Origin of the sequence: uncultured Azohydromonas sp. (assembly GCF_937926365.1) — a bacterium.
In the GTDB taxonomy this organism is placed as follows: domain Bacteria; phylum Pseudomonadota; class Gammaproteobacteria; order Burkholderiales; family Burkholderiaceae_C; genus Azohydromonas.
Map to the genome: position 1 here is coordinate 1 of NZ_CALAOH010000149.1, position 21321 is coordinate 21321.

24 protein-coding genes are annotated in these 21321 nt (G+C 69.6%); 12 read left to right on the forward strand and 12 right to left on the reverse strand.

Annotated features, from left to right (window positions below; translation table 11 throughout):
- Positions 1 to 44: 44 nt before the first annotated feature.
- The gene (locus Q0741_RS16055) at positions 45 to 383 is read right to left on the reverse strand and encodes a hypothetical protein (RefSeq protein WP_298234207.1); all 339 of its coding nucleotides are present in this window, start codon (positions 381 to 383) and stop codon (positions 45 to 47) included.
- Positions 384 to 550: 167 nt separating this feature from the next.
- Here Q0741_RS16055 and Q0741_RS16060 point away from each other — a divergent pair, with 167 nt between their 5' ends.
- On the forward strand, positions 551 to 901 hold the full coding sequence (locus tag Q0741_RS16060; protein ID WP_298234208.1) for a phage holin family protein: 351 nt from the start codon (positions 551 to 553) through the stop codon (positions 899 to 901).
- 110 nt (positions 902 to 1011) lie between these two features.
- Here Q0741_RS16060 and Q0741_RS16065 read toward each other — a convergent pair whose 3' ends face one another.
- Entirely contained in the window at positions 1012 to 2607 is a 1596-nt protein-coding gene (locus tag Q0741_RS16065; protein ID WP_298234209.1) for a M48 family metalloprotease, read from the reverse strand.
- Positions 2608 to 2676: 69 nt separating this feature from the next.
- Between Q0741_RS16065 and moaC the strand changes: the two genes are divergently transcribed.
- Complete coding sequence (gene moaC, locus Q0741_RS16070; RefSeq protein ID WP_298234210.1) at positions 2677 to 3159, forward strand: cyclic pyranopterin monophosphate synthase MoaC; 483 nt, start codon at positions 2677 to 2679, stop codon at positions 3157 to 3159.
- 33 nt (positions 3160 to 3192) lie between these two features.
- Here the strand turns inward: moaC and Q0741_RS16075 are convergent, their stop codons facing one another.
- From Q0741_RS16075 to Q0741_RS16095, 5 genes are all read right to left on the reverse strand, one after another.
- Entirely contained in the window at positions 3193 to 4914 is a 1722-nt protein-coding gene (locus Q0741_RS16075) for an O-antigen ligase family protein (RefSeq protein ID WP_298234211.1), read from the reverse strand.
- 447 nt (positions 4915 to 5361) lie between these two features.
- Positions 5362 to 5838, reverse strand: coding sequence for a pilin (locus Q0741_RS16080; RefSeq protein ID WP_298234212.1), 477 nt, complete (start codon positions 5836 to 5838; stop codon positions 5362 to 5364).
- Between the two features lie 186 nt (positions 5839 to 6024).
- A complete protein-coding gene (locus Q0741_RS16085) occupies positions 6025 to 6813 on the reverse strand; it encodes a 3',5'-cyclic-nucleotide phosphodiesterase (RefSeq protein WP_298234213.1) in 789 nt (262 codons plus the stop codon).
- 40 nt (positions 6814 to 6853) lie between these two features.
- A complete protein-coding gene (locus tag Q0741_RS16090; RefSeq protein ID WP_298234214.1) occupies positions 6854 to 7528 on the reverse strand; it encodes an FHA domain-containing protein in 675 nt (224 codons plus the stop codon).
- Positions 7529 to 7584: 56 nt separating this feature from the next.
- Positions 7585 to 8364 carry a Stp1/IreP family PP2C-type Ser/Thr phosphatase gene (locus tag Q0741_RS16095; protein WP_298234235.1) on the reverse strand — a complete coding sequence of 260 codons (780 nt, stop codon included), beginning with the start codon at positions 8362 to 8364 and terminating at the stop codon, positions 7585 to 7587.
- 285 nt (positions 8365 to 8649) lie between these two features.
- Between Q0741_RS16095 and raiA the strand changes: the two genes are divergently transcribed.
- From raiA to hprK, 3 genes are all read left to right on the forward strand, one after another.
- Positions 8650 to 8988 (forward strand): ribosome-associated translation inhibitor RaiA, encoded by a 339-nt coding sequence (gene raiA / locus Q0741_RS16100; protein ID WP_028996973.1) that lies wholly within the window; start codon positions 8650 to 8652, stop codon positions 8986 to 8988.
- A 224-nt stretch (positions 8989 to 9212) separates the two neighbouring features.
- Complete coding sequence (gene ptsN / locus Q0741_RS16105) at positions 9213 to 9683, forward strand: PTS IIA-like nitrogen regulatory protein PtsN (RefSeq protein WP_028996972.1); 471 nt, start codon at positions 9213 to 9215, stop codon at positions 9681 to 9683.
- 37 nt (positions 9684 to 9720) lie between these two features.
- Positions 9721 to 10665 (forward strand): HPr(Ser) kinase/phosphatase, encoded by a 945-nt coding sequence (hprK, locus tag Q0741_RS16110; RefSeq protein ID WP_298234215.1) that lies wholly within the window; start codon positions 9721 to 9723, stop codon positions 10663 to 10665.
- Between the two features lie 65 nt (positions 10666 to 10730).
- Here hprK and fur read toward each other — a convergent pair whose 3' ends face one another.
- Entirely contained in the window at positions 10731 to 11159 is a 429-nt protein-coding gene (gene fur, locus Q0741_RS16115) for a ferric iron uptake transcriptional regulator (RefSeq protein ID WP_298234216.1), read from the reverse strand.
- Positions 11160 to 11259: 100 nt separating this feature from the next.
- Here fur and Q0741_RS16120 point away from each other — a divergent pair, with 100 nt between their 5' ends.
- Genes Q0741_RS16120 through holA form a run of 7 tightly spaced genes read left to right on the forward strand, consistent with a single transcriptional unit; the run spans position 11260 to position 18010 of the window.
- Positions 11260 to 11796 (forward strand): outer membrane protein assembly factor BamE, encoded by a 537-nt coding sequence (locus tag Q0741_RS16120; RefSeq protein ID WP_298234217.1) that lies wholly within the window; start codon positions 11260 to 11262, stop codon positions 11794 to 11796.
- Positions 11797 to 11806: 10 nt separating this feature from the next.
- Positions 11807 to 12646 (forward strand): 4-hydroxy-tetrahydrodipicolinate reductase, encoded by an 840-nt coding sequence (gene dapB, locus Q0741_RS16125; protein ID WP_298234218.1) that lies wholly within the window; start codon positions 11807 to 11809, stop codon positions 12644 to 12646.
- 16 nt (positions 12647 to 12662) lie between these two features.
- Complete coding sequence (locus Q0741_RS16130; RefSeq protein WP_298234219.1) at positions 12663 to 13319, forward strand: MotA/TolQ/ExbB proton channel family protein; 657 nt, start codon at positions 12663 to 12665, stop codon at positions 13317 to 13319.
- A gap of 51 nt (positions 13320 to 13370) precedes the next feature.
- Positions 13371 to 13811 carry a biopolymer transporter ExbD gene (locus Q0741_RS16135; RefSeq protein WP_298234220.1) on the forward strand — a complete coding sequence of 147 codons (441 nt, stop codon included), beginning with the start codon at positions 13371 to 13373 and terminating at the stop codon, positions 13809 to 13811.
- Positions 13812 to 13843: 32 nt separating this feature from the next.
- Positions 13844 to 16471: a leucine--tRNA ligase gene (gene leuS / locus Q0741_RS16140; RefSeq protein ID WP_298234221.1), complete on the forward strand. Its 2628-nt coding sequence runs from the start codon at positions 13844 to 13846 to the stop codon at positions 16469 to 16471.
- A gap of 5 nt (positions 16472 to 16476) precedes the next feature.
- Positions 16477 to 16965 (forward strand): LPS assembly lipoprotein LptE, encoded by a 489-nt coding sequence (gene lptE, locus Q0741_RS16145; RefSeq protein WP_298234222.1) that lies wholly within the window; start codon positions 16477 to 16479, stop codon positions 16963 to 16965.
- Between the two features lie 4 nt (positions 16966 to 16969).
- Positions 16970 to 18010, forward strand: coding sequence for a DNA polymerase III subunit delta (gene holA / locus Q0741_RS16150; protein WP_298234223.1), 1041 nt, complete (start codon positions 16970 to 16972; stop codon positions 18008 to 18010).
- A gap of 5 nt (positions 18011 to 18015) precedes the next feature.
- On the opposite strand, the gene Q0741_RS16155 is transcribed toward holA, so the two are convergent.
- The 4 genes from Q0741_RS16155 to thiL form a co-directional block, all read right to left on the reverse strand.
- Entirely contained in the window at positions 18016 to 18942 is a 927-nt protein-coding gene (locus Q0741_RS16155) for a glyoxylate/hydroxypyruvate reductase A (protein ID WP_298234224.1), read from the reverse strand.
- A complete protein-coding gene (locus Q0741_RS16160) occupies positions 18939 to 19442 on the reverse strand; it encodes a CinA family protein (protein ID WP_298234225.1) in 504 nt (167 codons plus the stop codon). Before Q0741_RS16160 ends, Q0741_RS16155 begins: the two co-directional genes overlap by 4 nt.
- Before the next feature lie 173 nt (positions 19443 to 19615).
- Positions 19616 to 20146 (reverse strand): phosphatidylglycerophosphatase A, encoded by a 531-nt coding sequence (locus Q0741_RS16165; RefSeq protein ID WP_298234226.1) that lies wholly within the window; start codon positions 20144 to 20146, stop codon positions 19616 to 19618.
- Positions 20143 to 21111: a thiamine-phosphate kinase gene (gene thiL, locus Q0741_RS16170; RefSeq protein ID WP_298234236.1), complete on the reverse strand. Its 969-nt coding sequence runs from the start codon at positions 21109 to 21111 to the stop codon at positions 20143 to 20145. Before thiL ends, Q0741_RS16165 begins: the two co-directional genes overlap by 4 nt.
- Between the last annotated feature and the right edge of the window lie 210 nt (positions 21112 to 21321).

Genomic DNA, 21321 nt, shown 5'->3' on the forward strand with positions numbered 1-21321 from the left:
CTGGCCGGCGATGACGATGAGCGGCGTGCCGTTGGCCATGTGCTTCACGGCGGCGCGGGCGGGGCCGTGAAGGCTGGCGGCTGCGGCGCGGGCGTCGGGGCGCTGGTGATCACGGGCTTGGGTGCCGGCGTCGGCTTGAGCTTGGGCGGCTCGCGCTTCACCGGCGCCGGCACCGGGGGCGGCGGCGCGGGGACGGGCGCGGGCGGGGCGATGAAGTTGACCGTCAGCGGAATCACCTCGGCAACGGCTTCGCGCACCGGCTCCAGCTGCAGCAAGCCCCAGCCCAGCGCCACGTGTGCCGCCAGCATCCCCGCACCCAGCGCGCGGCGGGCGTTGGGCGTCATCGGCTCGGGGTGGCCGGCAGGCAGGGGCGGCAAATTCATCGAGGGCTCCGCGGTCGCTTCAGACCAAGGTCACAAACTGTGTGAGGGGATTCTAAACAAGAATTATTCTCAATCAAACGAAATCTTGAGTTTTCTTAAGCAAGCTGTGGCATGCAGGCGACTCGCGCGGGCACAGCGAGGCCGCGGCCGTGGCTATGCTTGGCCGCATGAAACTGCTGGTTCGTTGGCTGTTGCTGGCCGCCGCGCTGTTGCTGGTGGCCTATCTCTACCCGGGCGTATCGGTGGCGAGCTTCGGCACCGCGATGGTCGCGGCGCTGGTGCTGGGGCTGCTCAACACGGTGGTGAGGCCGCTGCTGGTGCTGCTGACGCTGCCGGTGACGCTGCTGACGCTGGGGCTGTTCCTGTTCGTCATCAACGCCGTGATGTTCTGGTTCGCGGCCTCGATGCTGGACGGTTTCAGCGTCAACGGCTTCGTCGCGGCGCTGATCGGCTCGCTGATCTACAGCGCCTGCGGCATGGTCATCGACTCGGCGATGGAGTCGGTCTTCGGCGCCTGAAGCTTCATTCCGTTCGCCCTGAGCTTGTCGAAGGGCTCGCGGGCCGGTGGGCCTACAGGGCTTGGGCGGGCTCGGCCCGAACGGAATGCCTTCTCAAAGAGCGCTGGCGCTCAGCGCTGGTTGCGCATCTCATCGGCCAGTTCGCGCCGGCGCGCCTCCATCTCGCGCAGCCGCGCGTCGATGATGGAAGCCTCAATGAAGTCCGACGCTGCGCCGCTGCGCGCGAGCTGCTGGCCGGCGCGCAGCCGGTCCACCGCGCCGGGGATGTCGCCCAGCGCCGCGCGCGATTCGGCTTCCGCGCGCACCGCGCGCAGCTTCAGGCCGAGCTGGTCCGCGCACTGCGCCAGCAGCTGCCAGGCCCCGGCGTCCTCTCGCCGCTCAGCCACCCAGGTCTGCAGCGCCTCGGTGCTGCGCCGCAGTGATTCGGTACCCGCGCCGGCCCGCGCCGCGGCCAGCGCGGTCTGCGCATGCCACAGCAGCAGCGGGCGCGAGATGCCGCTGTCGGGCAGCGCCTGCATGCGCTGCTGCGCCGCGCGCGCGTCGCCTCGCGCCAGCAGCGACTGCACGCGCAGCAACTGCAGCCACTGCGCCGCGTCACCGCCACGCGCGGCCGCTGGCGCCTCGCGCTGCAGCAGCGTGTCGGCCGCGGCCAGCGCGACATCGGCGGGCTCGAACTCGCGCAGCAGCGTGGAGGCCAGCGCCTGCGCGTACAGCGCGCCCAGCTGCTCGGCCGCGCCCGCGTTCGGGCCGGCCTGCTGGGCCTGGTTGCGGCGCAGCGCCTGCACGGTGGTGTCCATCAGCACGCGCGCACGCGCCTGCGCCAGCGTGTGCTCGATGGCGCCATCGGGCGGGACGTTCCTAGCGGCATGCGAATCGGCCTGCACGCGGGCGCGGGCCTCGCCGATGCGCTCGGTGGTCAGCGGGTGCGAGCGCAGGTAGGGATAGTTGTTGCTGTCGTTGAGCCGGTTGGCGTGCTCCAGCTTCTCGAACATGCCCGCCACGCCGGCACTGGCATAGCCGGCGTCGCTGTGCACGCCGTAGCCGACGCGGTCGGCCTCGCGCTCCATGTCGCGCGAGTAGTTGAGCTGTCCCTGCACCATGGCGGCCTGTCCGCCCACCACGGCCGCCTGCGCCACGGCCGCGTTGCCGGTGCGGCTGGCGGCCAGCACGCCCAGGATCATGGCCGCCATGCCCACCATCGACTGGCGCGAGGAGCTGCTGATGCTGCGCGCGATGTGGCGCTGCGTGACGTGCGAGAGCTCGTGCGCCAGCACCGCCGCGAGTTCGTCACGGCTGGCGGTCATGGCGATGAGCCCCAGGTGCACGCCCACGTGCCCGCCGGGCAGCGCAAAGGCGTTGACGCTGCGGTCCAGCACCAGGAACACCTCCCAGCCGAAGGCGTTGGCCGTGTCGGCGCCGATCTCGCCGCGTCGGCGCGCCGAGCCCACCAGCGGCTGCCACAGCGACTGCACGTAGTCCAGCAGAAGCGCGTCGTCGAGGTAGGCCGGGTCGCGGCGGACCTCGCGCATGATCTGCTCGCCCAGGCGGCGCTCGGTATCGACGCTGAACTCGCCCGAGACCGAATCGCCCAGCGCGGGCAGGGCCGAAGGCGAGGAGGGCGAGGTCTGCGCCCGCGGCGCGGCGGCTGGCAGCGCGGCCAGCGCCAGGCCGGCAACGAGGGCAGAGGCGGCAAGGGAGTGCTTCAAGGTCGCTGGAGGGGGCTGCAAAACGGCTGGCTATGATCGCACCGCGCTTTTGCTGCCAGGTTTCTCGCCATGAACAACCCGCTCACCCACTTCGACAGCCAGGGCCAAGCCCACATGGTGGACGTCTCGGCCAAGGTCGCCACGCACCGCGTGGCGCGCGCCAGCGGCAGCATCCGCATGCTGCCCGAGACGCTGGCGCTGATCCGCGAGGGCACGACCAAGAAGGGCGACGTGCTGGGCATCGCCCGCATCGCCGCGATCCAGGCCGCCAAGCGCACATCGGACCTGATCCCTCTGTGCCACCCGCTGCCGCTCACGCGCGTGGCGGTGGAGCTCGATATCGACGAGGCACTGCCCGGCGTGCGCTGCACGGTCCAGGCCGAGACGGTGGGCGTCACCGGTGTCGAGATGGAAGCCCTCACGGCGGTGCAGGTCGGCCTGCTCACCATTTATGACATGTGCAAGGCCGCCGACAAGGGCATGGTCATGAGCGACATCCGCCTGCTGGAGAAGAAGGGCGGCAAGTCGGGACACTGGCAGGCCGGGGGCTGAACCCGGGGCGCGGCGCACGCCGCGCCGCCTCCGTCAAGGCATCACGTCCAGGAAATCACGCCACTCCAGCGCCTTTTCCGGCGCCTCGCACTGGAAGGGCTTCTCGTCGGCCGCCTTGAGCACCGAGTTGGCCGCGCACGGCGCGAAGAAGGCTTCCGACTGCGGATAGTGGAACTCCCGCAGCCGCTGCGCGACGTGGCGCGCGCGGTCGAGGTCCCCCGCATCGGCCAGCGCTTCGGCCCAGGCCAGCATCAGCCGCGTGTCGAGCAGGAAATGCGTGGCGCGCTCGAAGGCCACCAGCGCATCGGCCGGGACGTCGGCCGTCGTGGCGGCGGCGTAGTCGGCATGGTGAGCGAAGAAGACGCTGTGCTGGCCGTCCTCGATGCGCTGCGCCAGCGGACCCGCGTCCGCGCCGGGCGAGAAGATCGACACCACGCGGCCGTAATCCATCAGCGAGAACACCGCCCCCGCCGCCAGCAGCAGCCCGGGCAGCCGCGACGCCAGGGCGCGCCGGGGCGCCGCAACGGCTTCGAGCGGGACCGCCGACGGCGTGCCCAGGCACACGCCCCACATCCACGCCGCCGGCAGCAGGAAATAGGCATACCACAGCGGGTACTCCAACTGACTGTGCAGCGCCACCAGCAGCACCATCACGAAGAGGGCGCGCAGCGCCGTGCCCGCGACGCCCTTCACGGCCCAGGTGCGCCGCCATGCCTGCCATAAGGCCAGTCCCAGCAAGGCCAGCACCAGCAGCGCCAGCGGCACGCCCAGCTCCACCGCGAACTGCAGCACCACGTTGTGGGTGTGATCGAAGAAAGCCACCGGGCGGCCGGGGAAGGGGGTCAAGGTCCAGGCGAAGTTGAACTCGCCGAAGCCCACGCCCGTCCAGGGTTGCTGCGCAATCATCTCCAGGGTATTGCGCCAGATACCGAAGCGCGAACCGGAGACGTCGGCCTCGCCCAGCCGCGTGGCAGCACCCAGCGCGCTTCCCTCCTGCAGTGTCTTGAGCGCCATCGCCCAGGCCGCATAGAACAGCGGCGCCCCCAGCAGCAGCAGCCGGCCCGGCCGCGACAGCCGCTTGTCCACCACCCCCCACAGTGCCAGCAGCAGCACGCCCAGGGTGCCCGTGCGCGATCCCGACAGCTCCACCCCAACCACCATCAGCGCGCCCAGCAGGGCCGTACTGCGGATGGAAAAGCGTCCGGCCTCGCGCAGCGGCACCAGCGCCACCAGCGACCACAGCAGCAGTGTGCTGAGGTGGTTGGGCTGACGCAGGTTGCCCACGGCGCGTCCGGGCAGGCCCGAGCGGGCCATCACCACGCCGTCGGCCCAGCCGGGCGCAAAGACCTGCACCAGGGCGATCACGCTGCTGAGCACGCCCACCACCACCCATCCCAGCAAGAACACCTGCAGCGCCACCGCGCGTGCAGGCCCCTGCAGCGCCGCACCGGACCAAGCCATGACCAGCGCGCCCAGCAGCAGCCCTAGCGCCGAGGCCGCCAGGCTGGCCGGCAACGCCACCACGGCAGACCACAGCACGCTCACCACCAGCAGCGCCAGTGCCCCGAGCAGCGCAACGGCCGCGCGCCCGCCCGCCCGCGCGCGCGGCATCCCAAGCAATGCGGCAAACACGCCCCAAAGCCCCAGTGCCGCCGCCTGGTTGAAGAAAGTGGCGGAGGGCGGCAGGTTGAAAGCCACCAGGACAGGCACACAGCAGGCCAGCAGCGCCGCCAGCGACAGCGCAGGAGAAGGCATCGGAAGCACAGATGAAGCGTTTGAGCGAAGGCGGCGCACTCTAGCAAGAAGCTCCTGCACTCCCCTGTGCCGCACTGCACAAGGTTGTGGACAGTGATCTGGACAACTCCGGCTTGTCCACACACCACAGGCCGCAGTGCCGAGTTGTTGTGTTTTCGAAAGAACTAATCCATCCGTGGGCCGCACAGCCTTGTACCTGGCACAAGCTGTTGATAAGCAAGGGGAAAATAGAGTTGCCCACAGTTCAGGACGCGCTCTACTACCAATACCAATTTATGAAGTGGCTTTCGATGCCAGTCGTTGTGGATGCCATGACGAGCTCCGCGACCCTTGCACCGGCCGTGCACAACCTTGTGGGCAACCTTGTGCGGGCACAAAAAAGACCGCCAGGGCGGTCTTCGGAATGGGATGCGGCCCGGGCCTCGGCACGCTGCCGGCAACGGCGGCTCAGGAGGCCGCGGACGCTGCGTTGCCCGCGCCGGCCGGGTTGTTCCTGCGGATCAGCTCCGAGGCAGCGTCGTGGGTCACGCTGGTGGAGTTGAGCCAGACTACGCTGCTGGTGCCCGGCTGCGGAGTGAAAGTGATGGTCTTGCCATCCACGCCGTTGCCCAAGCCGCTGGCCAGCGTCAGGGTGATCACGCCGTCGGCGACGGTCGCGGAGGCGACCTCCTTAGTGGGCGTGAACGCCGGTACGCCCTGGGCGCCCTGGCTGCAGCCGGCCAGCGCGCCGCCCTGCTCCTGGATGCACAGGCCCACGGCCGTCTTGAGCGCGTCGGCCGAGCGCAGCGCGTTGCCCACGCGGGCCTTGACGATGTAGTTCTGGTACAGCGGCAAGCCCACGGCGCCCAGGATGCCGATGATCGCCACGACGATCATCAGCTCGATGAGCGTGAAACCCCGTTGCTCGAGGCGGGTGCTTCGCATGGAACGTCCTCCTTCCCTTGGTCTGTGAGAGGTGGTTGCACCGGCACCACGACGGCACCGGGGCCGCGGCCGGAGGACGGGTTTGTGAGTGAAGTAAACGCTCGCCGCCCCGGTGGCGCCATGCTGGGGCTGGTGCCGAGGCAACGGGCTCGGGACAAACGTCAGGCGCCGCCCACTTGGACCCGCTCAGTCAAGCTGCCAGCGGTCACCCGTGTGCAGCGCGTGCGCCTTGACGCCGTGGCGGCGCAGTTGCGCCATCACCGTGCGCACCTCGCCGGGCTTGACGTGCGTGATGTGCAGCTGCGCTGGCTCCTGCGACTGCTGCAGTTGGTGCAGCGGCTGCGTCGCCAGCGCCGAAGGGCATAGGTGGCGGCTGAGCTGGGCCAGCGTCGCTTCCTCGTCACAAAAGGAGGTTTCGATCACCAGGTGCGCCACTGGCAGCTGCGCCAGGCGTTGCCACAGCGCCTCGTTAGGGCCGGTGTCGCCGGTGAAGACCCAGCAAGGCCCCTGTACACGGGCAAAGACGGCAAAGCCCACCGCCGGCACGGTGTGGGCGGCGCTGAGCACCTCGATGCGGCGCTCTCCCAGCGCAATCTCCTGTCCGACGGCAAAGGGCACCAACACCAGCACCGGTTGCTGTGCCGTGGGCAGTCGCGTGAAGTCAGGCCAAATGCGGTTGTTGAACAGATGCTCGCGCAGCGCCTGCAGCGTCTCGGGCAACCCATGCACGCGGATGGGCCCGCGGCCGGCGGCGGCGCGCATGCGCATGACGCTGTCGGCCAGCAGCGGCACGCCCAGCACATGGTCCAGGTGCGAATGGCTCAGCAGGATGTGGTCGATGCCGGCAAGCTCTTCGAGCGTGAGCGTGCCCACACCGGTGCCGGCGTCGATAAGCACGTCGCCGTCCAGCAGGAACGAGGTGGTAAAGCTGCCTGCGGCAATCGCACCGGCACAACCCAGGACGCGGATTTTCATGGGCCGGGATGCGGCGCGCCGAGGATCGCGCCGGTGTGCATCAGCGTTGCAGGGTAAACAGCATCTGGGTGCCGGCGAGCTCGATCACGTCGCCGTCGCGCAGCGGCATGGCGTCGGACTGCAGCGGCATGCCGTTGATGCCGGGGCGAGCGCTGCCCTCGACATGGGTCAGCACGTAGCCGCCCGGGCGCCGTGTGATGCTGGCCACTTGCACGCCGGGCTTGCCCACAGTGGTGACGATCTTGGTGAGCATCACCTCGTGCCCGGCAGCGCTGCCGTTGAGCACCCGCAGCGTGGCCACGGGCATGTCGGAATCGGCGGCGGCCGGGCTGGGGAACGGGCTGCCCGCGCCGGGCAGCGGCGCGGTGTGGGCGAAATCGGGAACGGGGGCGGTACGCGGCGGGTGGGGCGGTTCCGGCGAGCCTTCGTCATGCGCGAGGTAGCGCAGCTTGTACTTGCCGATCTCCACGCTGTCGTTGTGCGCGAGCTGCTGGCGACGGATGGCGCGGCCGTTGATGTAGGTGCCGTTGGTGCTGTTGAGATCCTCGATGAAGACCGCATCGCCCATGCGCTGCAGCACGGCGTGCTCGCCGCTGACGGCGAGGTTGTCGATCACGATGTCGTTGTAGGGACGCCGGCCTAGCGTGGTCTTTTCCTTGGTGAGATCAACCTGCTTGATCACCACGCCGTCCAGGGAGACGACCAGTTTGCCCATGCTTGTCCTCGTGTGGCTGGCAGGGGAGGAAGCGAGCCCGGCGGGCATGGCGGACCTCAGCGCTTGAACGGCCACCACGAGCGGGCCGCCGCCGGTCCCGGCACGCGGGCCAGGATCACGGCGATGTTATCTTTTCCCCCCGCCTGGTTGGCGGCGTCCACCAGGGCGCGTCCGGCCTGCGCCAAATCGGTATGGGCCAGCAGGATCTGGGCGATGGCGTTGTCGTCGAGCATGTCCGACAGCCCGTCCGAGCACAGCAGGTACAGATCGCCAGGCTGCAGGTCGTGCATCTGCGTCTCCAGCAGCACGCGCTCCTCCACGCCCACGGCGCGGGTGACGAGGTTCTTGTACGCGCTGAAGGCAGCCTGCTCGGGCGTGATCAGGCCGGCGTCGATCTGCTCCTGCAGCAGCGAATGGTCGCGCGTGAGCCGCATGAGCTTGGCGCCGCGCAGCCGGTACGCACGCGAGTCGCCCACATGGCCGCTGAGTACATGGCCGCCGCGGAACACCAGCATCACGAGCGTGGTGCCCATGCCGGCGTACTGCGGGTTGGCGCGTGCGGCTTCGAAGATGGCGCGGTTGGCCTGCCCGACGCACAACTCCATGGCGCGTCGCACTTCCTGATCAGTGGCTGCGTGCGCGGTTTCTTGCAGCCAGCGGCCGAGCTCGTTGCGCAACTGCGTGGTGAGCATGCCGCTGGCGACTTCGCCGGCGTTATAGCCGCCCATGCCATCGGCCAGCACTGCCAGTGCCGCAGCCTCGTCCAGAGCCACCGCGTCCTCGTTGTTGCTGCGCGCGCGGCCGGTGTCGATGGCGCTGAAGAACTCGGGGTTCATGGTGTGCTTGAGGTCCACGGGCATTGTGCCGTGCCGGCTGTGCCCATGGCGGCTCGGACGCACCCGGGAACCGCCGCGCGGGTGGCAAATGTCGCATCAAGGCGCAATGCGCGCGGTTCCGCGTTTTGGAGCAGGCCTTGCGATGCGTCAACTCTTAACGGAATGCGCCGTCAAACCGTACTGTCATCGCCTTGTCACCACCCGGGCTCGGGGGCAAACTGAATTCAACGGGGCGGTGCTGCGGTCACCCCCCGTGTGTAGCAACCCTTCCGAAAGGAGGATCTGATGAATCTGACGATCAGCGGACACCATCTCGACGTGACCCCGGCTCTGCGTGAGTACGTGCTGACGAAGCTGGACCGAGTCACGCGCCACTTTGACCAAGTGGTTGATGTGAACGTGCTGCTGGCGATCGACAAGTCCAAGGAAAAGGATCGCCGCCAACGCGCCGAGGTGACGCTGCATGTCAAGGGACGAGACATCTTCGTGGAGCAGTCGCACGAAGACCTGTATGCCGCGATTGATCAGCTGATGGACAAGCTCGATCGCCAGGTCATGCGCCACAAGGACCGTACGCAGGAGCACCATCACGCTTCTGCCAAGCGCATGCCCGCGAGCGTCTGAGCGTTCACAACTGACCCGGAGCCGTCCTCGGCTCCGCACCAAGCGGCCCTGCGGGGCCGCTTTTTGCTAAAAGCTCCGGTGGGCGGATGTGCGCAGCATTCACGCAACACTGGACTGGTTGAGGGAGGCCCTCCGGGGGGCGTGACAAGAGGGCTTTCTATAATCGAACGCCCTGTCACAGTCTCCGCAACCGCCCGGACGACCTGCGCTGCGGAGAAAGCATCATGAACCGTCTCGCCGCCATCCTGCCTGCCACCAATGTGCTGGTGAACGTGGAAGCCACCAGCAAAAAGCGGGTCTTCGAGCATGCGGGACTGCTGTTTGAGAACCAGCACGCCATTGCCCGTGCCACCGTGTCGGACAACCTGTTCGCGCGTGAGCGGCTGGGCTCTACCGGGTTGGGGCATGGCGTGGCCATCCCGCACGGCCGCATCAAGGGCCTGAAGAATCCGCTCGCGGCGGTGCTGCGCGTACAGCACCCCATTCCCTTCGACGCACCGGACGACGAGCCGGTGAGCTTGCTGATCTTCCTGCTAGTGCCGGAGGCGGCCACGCAGCGGCATCTGGAGATCCTGTCCGAGATTGCTGAGATGCTGAGCGACCGCGAACTGCGCGAACGCCTCAAGGCCGAGCCCGATGCCGCCGCGCTGCACAAGCTGATTCAGAACTGGGAGCCGCTCAAATCAGTCGCCTGAAGCCCGCGATGCGGCTTCGCCCTGGAGGCTCTGCCGCATGAAACCGATCTCCGTCAGCGCCGAGGCGCTGTTCGAGGAACACCGCAAGGCGCTGCGCTGGGAATGGGTGGCGGGTCACGCCCATCCCGAGCGCCATTTCGACGAGGCCGCGGTGCGCGAGGCGCACTCCTCGGCCGATCTCGTCGGCTTTCTCAATTACATCCATCCCTACCGGGTGCAGATCGTGGGCGAGCGCGAGGTGCGCTACCTCACCGCCGTGCCCGCCGAGGTACAGGAGCGCCGCGCCACGCGCATCCTGACGCTGGAGCCGCCGATGGTGGTGGTGGCCGACAACCAGCCGCCGCCGGAAGTGATGCTGCGGCTGTGCGAGCGCGCGGGCATTCCGCTGTTCGCCAGCAAGGAGTCTGCCGGCCACGTCATCGACGTGCTGCGCAGCTACTTGGGCCAGCTCTTCGCCGAGCGCACCACGCGCCACGGCGTGTTCATGGACATCCTGGGCCTCGGGGTGATGCTCACCGGCGAGTCGGGCCTGGGCAAGAGCGAACTGGGGCTGGAGCTGATCTCGCGCGGCCACGGTCTGGTGGCCGACGACGCGGTGGACATCCACCGCACGGCGCAGAACGCACTGGAAGGTCGGTGTCCCGAACTGCTGCTGAACCTGCTGGAAGTGCGCGGCATCGGCCTCCTGGACATCAAGGCCATCTTTGGCGAGACGGCGGTGCGGCGGAAGATGAAGCTCAAGCTCATCGTGCACTTGGTGCGCCGCGAGACGCTGGAGCGCGAGTTCGAGCGCCTGCCCTACGAGCCGCTGTACGAGGAGATCCTCGGCGTGCCGGTGCGCAAGGTCGTGATCGCGGTGGATGCGGGCCGCAACCTGGCGGTGCTGGTGGAAGCGGCGGTGCGCAACACCATCCTGCAGCTGCGCGGCATCGACACCTACAACGAGTTCATCCAGCGCCACCAGAAGGCGATGCAGCGCTGAGCGCTGCCCGCCGCGCGGCGTTTGTCCCGAGCCCTTCGATGGGCCCGGAGTCGGAGAAAGAAGACTTACTTCGGCCGGAACTGGCAGTCCGCCTTGGTGCAGGTGGCGTACAGCGCCAGGGCGTGATCGTGGATGGCAAAGCCCCGCGCCTCGGCCACGGCGCGCTGGCGGCGCTCGATCTCCGGATCGAAGAACTCCTCCACGCGGCCGCAGGTCAGGCACACCAGATGGTCATGGTGCTGGCCCTCGTTGAGCTCGAACACCGACTTGCCCGACTCGAAATGGCTGCGCGTGAGCAGCCCGGCCTGCTCGAACTGCATCAGCACGCGGTACACCGTGGCCAGCCCGATGTCCGAGCCTTCGGTCAGCAGCGCCTTGAAGACGTCTTCGGCCGTCATGTGCCGCTGGCTGGTTTTCTGGAACACCTCCAGGATCTTGATGCGCGGCAGCGTCGCCTTCAGGCCGCTGCTCTTGAGTTCATCGGCATGCGTCATGACGGCTCTCTTGAACAGGACAAGCCCCCGAAAGGGGGCCGGTAGAATGGGCCGGATCATAGCCAGCCCTGCGAGGCCCGGTCCGACGCAGGCCCATCCCATGCATCGCCAAGTCTTCCGTCTGTCCGCCGCGCTGCTGGCGGCCTGCTCGCTGGCAGGCTGCGCCTCCTCGCTGCAGTCCTCGGACCAGAACCTGCTCGGTGTGATCACGCCCTACCGCATCGAGATCGTGCAAGGCAACGTGGTGACGCGCGAGCAAGCCGCGGCGATTCAGCCCGGCATGAGCCGCGCGCAGGTGCGCGACATCCTGGGCTCGCCGCTGCTCACCGACGTGTTCCACGCCGACCGCTGGGACTACATCTTCACCATCCGGCGCACCGGCGCCGAGCCGCAGCGCCGCAGCGTCACCGCGTACTTCGAGGGCGAGCGGCTGCAGCGGCTCGATGCCGCGCAGGACCTGCCCTCCGAGCAGGAATTCGTTTCCTCCATCAGCACCGCCAAGGTGCCTTCCAAGCTGCCGGTGCTGGAACTCACGCCGGAGCAGCGCGCGAAGCTGCCCGCGCCGCCGCGCACCGAAACCGCGCCCGCCGCCGCGCCCACCGGCGCCACGCGGGCGTATCCGCCGCTGGAGCCCTGAACCTTCCCGCATGACTACCAACGATTCCTCCTCCACCGGCGCCGCCGCGCCGCTGCGCATCGCCATCGCCGGCGCCTCCGGGCGCATGGGCCGCATGCTCATCGAGGCCGTGCTGCAGGCCGACGACTGCCAGCTGGCCGGCGCGCTGGACGTGCCTGGCAGCCCCGCGCTGGGCCAGGACGCCTCGGCTTTCCTCGGCCGTCCTTCGGGCGTGCCCATCATCTCGGACCTGCGCGAAGGCCTGGTCCAGGCCCAGGTGCTGATCGACTTCACCCGCCCCGAAGGCACGCTGGCGCATCTGCAGGTGTGCCGCGAGCTGGGCGTGAAGCTGGTCATCGGCACCACCGGCTTCAGCGAGGAGCAGAAGGCGCAGATCGCGCAAGGCGCACAGGACGTCTCCATCGTCATGGCGCCCAACATGAGCGTGGGCGTGAACGTGGTGCTGCGGCTGCTGGACATGGCCGCGCGCGCGCTGAACCAGGGCTACGACATCGAGATCGTCGAGGCCCACCATCGCCACAAGGTCGATGCGCCCAGCGGCACCGCGCTCAAGATGGGCGAGGTCGTGGCTGCGGCGCTGGGCCGTGACCTCAAGGAATGCGCCGTCTACGGCCGCGAGGGCGTCACCGGCGAGCGCGACCCCAGCACCATCGGCTTCGCCACGGTGCGCGGCGGCGACATCGTCGGCGACCACACCGTGCTGTTCGCCGGCACCGGCGAGCGCATCGAGATCAGCCACAAGAGCAGCAGCCGCGCCGGCTATGCGCAGGGCAGCCTGCGCGCGGCGCGCTTCCTGGCCGACAAGCCCAGCGGCCTGTTCGGCATGGACGCGGTGCTGGGCTTGGCCTGAGGCCGGCCGCCGCACGGTGGACGGCCTGCAGGAGTTCTGGGCGCGCAGTGACGCCATCGGCCGTGCCGTGGCGGCGCTGCTGCTGCTGATGTCCATCACGGCGTGGGTGCTGATTCTGTGGAAGGGCTGGCTGCTGCGCCGCGCGTCGCGCGACATCGCCCGCGGCGTGCCCGCGTTCTGGGCCGCGCCGGCGCTGGACGTGGCACGCGAGCGGCTCCACCAGCTCGACCGCGAGCAGCTGCTGCTGCCGCTGGTGGACGCGGCGCAGGCCGGCGCGCGCGGCGGCACGCTGGAGTCGCACGGCCATGCCGACTCCCAGCTCACACGGCGGCTGCGCGACGCGCTGCACCGCGTGCTGGCGCAGCTGCAGATGGGGCAGGTCGCCCTGGCCTCCATCGGCTCCACGTCTCCCTTCATCGGCCTGTTCGGCACGGTCTGGGGCATCTACCACGCGCTCATCGGCATGGCGGGCGAGGGCTCGGTGAGCATCGACAAGATCTCCGGCCCGGTGGGCGAGGCGCTGGTGATGACGGCCGCGGGCCTGGCCGTCGCCATCCCCGCGGTGCTGGCCTACAACGTGTTCGGCCGCTGGATCGCCGGCAACGAGGCCGAGCTCGAAGGTTTTGCGCACGACCTGCGCGAGCTGATGCTCGACGGCACGCGGGAAGCTTGAAGCCATGACACCGGGCCGCGTTCCCGCACCGCTCCACACGGGGCGCAGGCCATGACCTTCGGCCGCCTGGAGAGTAAAAAACCGGCCAAGCCGATGAGCGACATCAACATGACGCCACTCATCGACGTGATGCTGGTGCTGCTGGTGATCTTCATGGTCGCCGCGCCGCTGATGACCTCCAGCCTGCGCCTGGACCTGCCGCAGGCCGAGGGTTCGGCCAGCGAGGCGCTGGAGCCGCTGAACCTGGCGCTGGATGCCCAGGGCCAGGTCTTCCTCGACGACCAGCCGCTGGACGAGGCGACGCTTGCGCAAAAGCTGCAGCAGGCGGCGCAGCGCAATGCGTTGACCGAGGTGCAGCTGCGCGCCGACCGTGCCGTGCCCTACGGCCGCGTGGCCGAGTTGCTGGCGCTGCTGCAGAAGAGCGGGCTCACGCGCATCGGCTTCGTGACGGAGCCGCCACGAGCCGGCGCGGCGGCATCGGCCCCGAAATAGGGGCCTCGGGCCGGCTCCTACAATCCCGGCCCATGAACGAAAAGTACGTCCCCGCCGAGGTCGAGTCGGCCGCCCAAGCGCACTGGAATGCGCGCGACGCCTACCGCGTCGTCGAGGATGAAAGCAAGCGCAAGTTCTACGCCTGCTCGATGCTGCCGTATCCCAGCGGCAAGCTGCACATGGGCCATGTGCGCAACTACACGATCAACGACATGCTCGCGCGCCAGCTGCGCATGAACGGCTGGAACGTGCTGATGCCCATGGGCTGGGATGCCTTCGGCCTGCCGGCCGAGAACGCGGCGATGAAGAACCAGGTCCCGCCGGCGCAGTGGACCTACTCCAACATCGAATACATGAAGGGCCAGATGCAGGCCCTGGGCCTGGCCATCGACTGGTCGCGCGAGATCGCCACCTGCAAGCCCGACTACTACAAGTGGAACCAGTGGCTGTTCCTGAAGATGCTGGAAGCCGGCATCTGCGAGCGCCGCACCCAGGTCGTGAACTGGGACCCGGTGGACCAGACCGTGCTGGCCAACGAGCAGGTCATCGACGGCCGCGGCTGGCGCTCCGGCGCGCCGGTGGAGAAGCGCGAGATCCCAGGCTACTACCTGAAGATCACCCAGTACGCCGCGGAGCTGCTGCAGCACGTGCAGGACGGCCTGCCGGGCTGGCCCGAGCGCGTGAAGCTGATGCAGGAGAACTGGATCGGCAAGAGCGAGGGCGTGCGCTTCGCCTTCCCGCACGAGATTCGTGACGCCTCCGGCGAGCTGATCCAGGGCGGCAGGCTCTACGTCTTCACGACCCGTGCCGACACGATCATGGGCGTGACCTTCTGCGCCGTGGCGCCGGAGCACCCGCTGGCCACGCACGCGGCGGCCACGAACCCGCAGCTCGCGGCCTTCATCGACGAGTGCAAGCACGGCGGCACCACCGAGGCCGAGCTGGCCACGCAGGAGAAGAAGGGCCAGCCCACGGGCCTGTTCGTCACGCACCCGCTCACCGGCGCGCAGGTCGAGGTGTGGGTGGGCAACTACGTGCTCATGAGCTACGGCGACGGCGCCGTCATGGGCGTGCCCGCGCACGACGAGCGCGACTTCGCCTTCGCGCTGAAGTACGGCCTGCCGATCAAGCAGGTCGTGGCGGTGGAAGGCGAGACCTTCTCCGACCAGGCTTGGGCCGAGTGGTACGGCGACAAGCAGCGCGGCGCGAACGTCAACTCCGGCGTGCTGGACGGCCTGTCCTACAAGGCCGCGGTGGACAAGGTCGCCGAGCTGCTGGCTGAAAAGGGCCTGGGCGAGAAGAAGACCACCTGGCGCCTGCGCGACTGGGGCATCAGCCGGCAGCGCTACTGGGGCACGCCGATTCCCATCATCCACTGCGAGAGCTGCGGCGCCGTGCCGGTGCCGGAGAAGGACCTGCCGGTGGTGCTGCCCGAGGACTGCATCCCCGACGGCAGCGGCAACCCGCTGAACAAGCGCGCCGACTTCCTCAACGTCGCCTGCCCCTGCTGCGGCCGCGACGCGCGCCGCGAGACCGACACGATGGACACCTTCGTGGACAGCTCGTGGTACTTCATGCGCTATTGCGACCCGAAGAACGAGGACGCGATGGTTGCCGGCGGCACCAAGTACTGGATGCCGATGGACCAGTACATCGGCGGCATCGAGCACGCGATCCTGCACCTGCTCTACGCGCGCTTCTGGACCAAGGTGATGCGCGACCTGAAGCTGGTCGAGGTCGACGAGCCCTTCAAGCGCCTGCTCACGCAGGGCATGGTGCTCAACCACATCTACAGCCGCCGCACCGACAAGGGCGGCATCGAGTACTTCTGGCCGCACGAGGTCGAGAACGTGCTGGATGCGGGCGGCAAGATCGTCGGCGCGAAATTGAAGAGCGACGGCTCGGCGGTGACCTACGAGGGCGTGGGCACGATGAGCAAGAGCAAGAACAACGGCGTCGATCCGCAGCAGCTCATCGAGCAGTACGGCGCCGACACGGCGCGCCTGTTCGTGATGTTCGCCGCGCCGCCGGAGCAGACGCTGGAGTGGAACGACGCCGCCGTCGAAGGCGCGCACCGGTTCCTGAAGCGCGTGTGGGGCTATGGCGTGAAGAACGCCGAAGTGCTGCGCGCCGGCGGCGACCCGGCGCAGGCCGGCGACGACACCGCGCGCGCCCTGCGCCGCGAGGTGCACCTCGTGCTCAAGCAGGTCAGCTACGACTACGAGCGCATGCAATACAACACCGTGGTGTCGGGCTGCATGAAGCTGCTCAACGCGCTGGAAGGCTTCAAGGCCGAAGGCGCCGCCGCCGCAGCGGTGCAGCGCGAGGCTTTCTCCACGCTGCTGCGGGCGCTGTACCCGGCGTGTCCGCACATTACCCATGTGCTGTGGCAGGACCTGGGCTACGCCGAGCAGCTGGGCGACCTGCTGGACGCGCCCTGGCCGCAGGTGGACGAGGCGGCGCTGGTGCAGGACCGCATCGAGCTGGTGCTGCAGGTCAACGGCAAGCTGCGCGGCGCCGTGAGCGTGCCCGCCGGTGCCGACAAGGCCGCCATCGAGGCCGCCGCGCTGGCCAGCCCGGACTTCCAGAAGTTCGCCGAAGGCAAGGCGCCCAAGAAGGTGATCGTGGTGCCGGGCCGCCTGGTCAACGTGGTGGTCTGAGCCGCATGAAGCGCCGCACCCTGCTGGCCGCCGCCACGCTTGCACCGCTGCTGGGCGGCTGCGGCTTCGCGCTGCGGCGCCCGCAGCCGCTGCCCTTCGAGCGCCTGGCGCTGGTGGGCTTCGCGCCGCGCTCGCCCGTGGCCGAGGCGATCAGGCGCACGCTGCCGGAGAGCGTGACCGTGGTGGACGCGCCGCAGCAGGCCCAAGTAGTTCTGGAGGCGCTGCGCGAGCAGCGCGAGCGCGGCGTGGTGGCCAGCACCTCCTTCGGCCAGGTGCGCGACCTGCAGGTGCGCGTGCGCTTCGGCTACCGACTCAGCACCCGGGCCGGCAAGCCGCTGCTGCCGCCCACCGAGCTGCTGCTGTTCCGCGACATGAGCTACAGCGAAGACATCGCGCTGGCCAAGGAGCTGGAGCAGGACGAGCTCTTCCGCGACATGGAAAACGACATCGCCCAGCAGGTCCTGCGCCGGCTGCAGGCGGTGCGGGAGATCTAGCCCCGTGCAGTTGCGAGCGCAGGGTTTGAACGCGCACCTGGCGCAGGGCCTGAGGCCGGTCTACACGCTGTACGGGGACGAACCGCTGCAGATGCAGGAGGCGGCCGACGCCATCCGTGCCGCGGCGCGCGCCGCGGGCTACACCGAGCGGCAGGTCTTCACCGTCAGCGGCAACCACTTCGACTGGAGCAGCCTGCTGGGCGCGGCGCAGGAGATGAGCCTCTTCGCCAGCCGGCAGCTGATCGAGATCCGCATCCCTTCGGGCAAGCCCGGCAAGGACGGCTCCGTGGCGCTGCAGCGCTACTGCGAACTGCTCAACCCCGACGTGCTGACGCTGGTGCAGCTGCCGCGGCTGGACCGCCAGCAGCAGCAGAGCGCCTGGTTCGTGGCACTGGACGGCGCGGGCGCGAGCCTGCGCATCGACCCGGTGGAGCGGCGCGAGCTGCCGGCCTGGATCGCTCGGCGCATGGCCGCGCATCGCCAGCGCGTGGCGCCGGGAGAGGAGGGCGAGCGCACGCTGGCCTTCTTCGCCGACCGCGTGGAAGGCAACCTGCTGGCCGCGCACCAGGAGGTGGAGAAGCTGGCGCTGCTCTACCCCGAGGGCGAGCTGGGCTTCGAGCAGGTGGAGCAGGCGGTGCTCAACGTCGCGCGCTACGACGTGTTCAAGCTGAGCGAGGCGGTGCTGGCCGGCCAGGCCACGCGCACGTTGCGCATGCTGCAGGGCCTGCGCGCCGAGGGCGAAGCGGCCGTGCTGGTGCACTGGACGCTGGCGGAGGACATCCGCGCGCTCAAGCGCGGGCGCGACGCGTTGTCGCAAGGCAAGCCGCTGCCGATGGCACTGCGCGAGGCGCGCGCCTGGGGCCCGCGCGAGCGGCTGTTCGAACGCGCGCTGCCGCGCGTGACGGACGCCCAGCTCACCGCCTGGCTGCAGGCGGCGCGTATCTGCGATGGGCTGGTGAAGGGGCTGAAACACCCCGAGTGGCCTTCTGAACCCTGGGATGGGTTGCAGAAACTGGCGTTGATGGTGATGCAGGGGTTGAGGTAAGGGGCTCAGTAGCCTCGCCCTCGCTCCACCAGATGGGCCAGGGTGCCTCCCGCCATCACCGCCCTCACATTCCCCGCCGCGATCCCCGCCGCGCTGCGCGCATCCGTCAACGCCGCCGCGTGCGGCAACAAGGTCACCCGAGGGTGGTTCCAGAAGGGGCTGTCCGCCGGCAGCGGCTCCGTCTGGAACACATCCAGCACCGCATGCCGCAGCCGCCCCGCGTCCAGCGCGGCGAGCAGATCCGCCTCCACCACGTGCCCGCCGCGCGCCAGATTCACCAGGCAAGCGCCCTCGGGCAGCAGCGCCAGGCGCTCGGCGTTGAACAGCCCGCGCGTCGTCGGCGTCAGCGGCAGCAGGTTCACCACGATGTCGCTGCGCGAGAGCAGCCCCGGCAGCGCCTCCTCGCCGTGCACGCAGTCGATGCCCGGCTCCCGGCGTGGCCGCGCGCTCCAGCCCTGGACGCGGTAGCCCTGTGCCTCCAGGCGCCGTGCCGCCGACAGCCCCATCTCCCCGAGGCCCAGCACCGTCACCCGTACCTCGTCGGCGCAGCGCTGCGGCAGCACGCGCCAGACGCCTTCGCGCTGCTGCCGCGCATAGTCGAAGAAACCACGCTGCAGGCTCAGCACTGCCCACAGCGCCGTCTCCGCCATCGCCGCGCTCATGGCCGGATCGACCATGCGGGCGATAGGCACCCCTTCCGGCAGCGTGGGGTCCGCCAGCAGCCGGTCCACGCCCGCCCACAACGATTGGATCAGGCGCAGGCCTTTCAGCTCCCGTAACTGCCCCGGCGGCGGGTTGGCGACCAGCGCCACGTCCACCTCGGCGCCGGGTGCGGCCTCCACCCATTGCGCCTCGGGTAGGGCCTGCTGCAGCGCCTCCATCCACGCCTGTCGCTCGGCGGCGCCGAGTTGTCCCACCAGTGCCAGCTTCATGCAGCACCTGCCTGGGCCAGGGCCAAGGCGCGGTCCAGCGCCCGCTGCACGGTGACGGCGCGCACTGCGGCGCGGTCGCCGCCGAGCTGCAGCAACTCCGCACCGGCAGGACCGCTGCGCAGGGCCCAGCCCAGCCAGACCGTACCCACCGGCTTGCCGGGCACCGCGCCGCCCGGGCCGGCGATGCCGGTGACGGCCAGCGCCAGGTCGGCATGCGCATGCGCCAGCGCGCCGGTGGCCATCACGCGCGCCACGGGCTCGCTCACCGCGCCATGGGCGCCGATCAGCGAGGCCGGCACGCCCAGCAGCTCGGTCTTGGCCTCGTTGCTGTAGCTGACGAAGCCACGCTCGAACCAGTCACTGGAACCCGCCACCGCGGTGCAAGCCGCGGCGATCAGGCCGCCGGTGCAGCTTTCGGCCGTCGTCAGCCGCCAGCCGCGCGCAAGCAGTGCCGCGGCCAGGGCGTTCACTTGCGGCTCCAGGTCGTCGGGGAAGTTCATGGGCTTGGTCTCCGAAAGAACCTACTCGGGGTTGAAGACTGGGCGGGCCTGCCTGGTCGCTGCGCGCCGGCGTGGGGCCGCCCGGATTCCGGCCTGCGCGGGAATGGCGAAGCAGCAGGGACGCCGCCCGTGCTTCGTCCGGCAAGAAGGCTGCGACTGCCCCGAACAGCCGCTCACATCACGAAGCGCCGCCACAAGGCGATCACCAGCACGGTGCAGAAGGCCGCCACCACGTCGTCGATGAGGATGCCGAAGCCCTGGGCCCAGCCGGGTGAGCGGCCGTCGCGGATCTTGAACAGCCGGTCGGCCCAGCCGACCGGCCCCGGCTTGGCGGCGTCGAAGAAGCGGAACAGGCAGAAAGCCACCAGCTGGCCGGTGAATCCCATGGGCATGGCGAGCCACAGCACGCTCCAGAAGGCGATCACCTCATCCCAGACGATCGCGCCCGGGTCGGCGATGTTCAGGTGCTGCGCGGTGCGCGTGCAGGCCCAGCAGCCCGCCACCAGCCCCACCAGCAGCACCCAGCCCCACTGCGAAGCCGTGAGCCAGTGGTCCAGCACCAGGTAGCTCGCCCAGGCCCAGAGCGTGCCGACCGTGCCGGGCGCCTTGGGCGAGAGGCCGCTGCCAAAGCCCAGCGCGATCCAGTGCGCCGGGTGCGCCAGCAGGAAGCGCAGGTCGGCGCGGCGCGGCGCGGACGTGCTCATGCCGGCAGGAAATGGTCGAAGCTGGCGAAGCGGTCCTGCAGTGGCGAGCCGTAGCCGTCCACCAGCCGCAGCCCCGGCTCGGACTGCAGCTCGCCGATGCGCGCCACGCCCACGCCCGCGGCGCGCGCCGCGGCCAGCACCGCCTCGCGCCGCTGCGGCGGGGCGCTGAACAGCAGTTCGTAGTCGTCACCGCCGGCCAGGCCGCATTCGAGCTGCAGCGCGCGCGGCTGCGCCGCCAGCACCGCGCTGCGCGGCAGCGCATCGGCGTCCACGCGCGCGCCCACGCGCGAGGCGCGCAGCACGTGGCCCAGGTCGCCCAGCAGCCCGTCGCTCACGTCGATGGCGCTGTGCGCCAGGTCGCGCAGCGCCAGCCCCAGCGCCACGCGCGGACGCGGCTGCTCCATGGCGTGGCGCACGTTTTGGAAATCCCAGCCGTCCAACGACACGTGCCCGCGGAACACCTCCAGCGCCAGCCGCGCGTCGCCGATCCCGCCGCCCAGCGGGTGGCTGACCCACAGGTCGTCGCCAGGCCGGCCGCCCGAGCGCAGCAGCCCCCGGCCGGCCGGCACCTCGCCGAAAACGGTGATGCAGATGTTCAGCGGCCCGGCCGTGGTGTCGCCGCCCACGAGTTCGATGCCATGCTCCTCCGCGAGCGCGAACATCCCGCTGGCGAAGCCCTCCAGGAACGCGGCATCCGCGCGCGGCAGCGACAGCGCCAGCGTGAAAGCCAGCGGACGCGCGCCGCAGGCCGCCAGGTCGCTCAGGTTCACCGCCAGCGCCTTGTGGCCCAGCCGTGCCGGCAGCACGGTAGAGAGGAAGTGCCGCCCCTCCACCAGCATGTCGCTGGACACCGCCAGCTGCATGCCCGGCGCCACGTTGAGCAGCGCGCAGTCGTCGCCCACGCCCAGCGCCGCGCGCTGCACCGGGCGCTTGAAGAATTTCGCGATCAGGTCGAACTCGCCCAAAGCCATGGCAGGAAAGGTTTAACAGTCAAGGAGAAGGCAAAGGAAAACTCGATGGCTCTTCAAGCCGATTTCGCTTTGCTTGCGAGATGAACCGTTCGCACTGCGGTATCGAAGTGCGAATCCGACAGGCTGCGAGGCGGCGTCACGGCAAGGGCCGTTCATCCTTCGACGCGCCCGCAGGGCGCGCCCTGTGCTGAGGTATCGAAGCAT

Bases quoted from the DNA above. Each gene is read 5' to 3' on its own strand.
- Q0741_RS16055 (WP_298234207.1), bottom strand. From the start codon at position 383: ATGAATTTGCCGCCCCTGCCTGCCGGCCACCCCGAGCCGATGACGCCC.
- Q0741_RS16085 (WP_298234213.1), bottom strand. From the start codon at position 6,813: ATGAAAATCCGCGTCCTGGGTTGTGCCGGTGCGATTGCCGCAGGCAGC.
- Q0741_RS16120 (WP_298234217.1), top strand. From the start codon at position 11,260: ATGCATCGCCAAGTCTTCCGTCTGTCCGCCGCGCTGCTGGCGGCCTGC.
- dapB (WP_298234218.1), top strand. From the start codon at position 11,807: ATGACTACCAACGATTCCTCCTCCACCGGCGCCGCCGCGCCGCTGCGC.
- lptE (WP_298234222.1), top strand. From the start codon at position 16,477: ATGAAGCGCCGCACCCTGCTGGCCGCCGCCACGCTTGCACCGCTGCTG.
- Q0741_RS16095 (WP_298234235.1), bottom strand. From the start codon at position 8,364: ATGAACCCCGAGTTCTTCAGCGCCATCGACACCGGCCGCGCGCGCAGC.
- leuS (WP_298234221.1), top strand. From the start codon at position 13,844: ATGAACGAAAAGTACGTCCCCGCCGAGGTCGAGTCGGCCGCCCAAGCG.
- Q0741_RS16135 (WP_298234220.1), top strand. From the start codon at position 13,371: ATGACCTTCGGCCGCCTGGAGAGTAAAAAACCGGCCAAGCCGATGAGC.
- fur (WP_298234216.1), bottom strand. From the start codon at position 11,159: ATGACGCATGCCGATGAACTCAAGAGCAGCGGCCTGAAGGCGACGCTG.
- moaC (WP_298234210.1), top strand. From the start codon at position 2,677: ATGAACAACCCGCTCACCCACTTCGACAGCCAGGGCCAAGCCCACATG.
- Q0741_RS16090 (WP_298234214.1), bottom strand. From the start codon at position 7,528: ATGGGCAAACTGGTCGTCTCCCTGGACGGCGTGGTGATCAAGCAGGTT.
- raiA (WP_028996973.1), top strand. From the start codon at position 8,650: ATGAATCTGACGATCAGCGGACACCATCTCGACGTGACCCCGGCTCTG.
- ptsN (WP_028996972.1), top strand. From the start codon at position 9,213: ATGAACCGTCTCGCCGCCATCCTGCCTGCCACCAATGTGCTGGTGAAC.
- Q0741_RS16075 (WP_298234211.1), bottom strand. From the start codon at position 4,914: ATGCCTTCTCCTGCGCTGTCGCTGGCGGCGCTGCTGGCCTGCTGTGTG.
- Q0741_RS16165 (WP_298234226.1), bottom strand. From the start codon at position 20,146: ATGAGCACGTCCGCGCCGCGCCGCGCCGACCTGCGCTTCCTGCTGGCG.
- Q0741_RS16160 (WP_298234225.1), bottom strand. From the start codon at position 19,442: ATGAACTTCCCCGACGACCTGGAGCCGCAAGTGAACGCCCTGGCCGCG.
- Q0741_RS16155 (WP_298234224.1), bottom strand. From the start codon at position 18,942: ATGAAGCTGGCACTGGTGGGACAACTCGGCGCCGCCGAGCGACAGGCG.
- Q0741_RS16080 (WP_298234212.1), bottom strand. From the start codon at position 5,838: ATGCGAAGCACCCGCCTCGAGCAACGGGGTTTCACGCTCATCGAGCTG.
- Q0741_RS16060 (WP_298234208.1), top strand. From the start codon at position 551: ATGAAACTGCTGGTTCGTTGGCTGTTGCTGGCCGCCGCGCTGTTGCTG.
- hprK (WP_298234215.1), top strand. From the start codon at position 9,721: ATGAAACCGATCTCCGTCAGCGCCGAGGCGCTGTTCGAGGAACACCGC.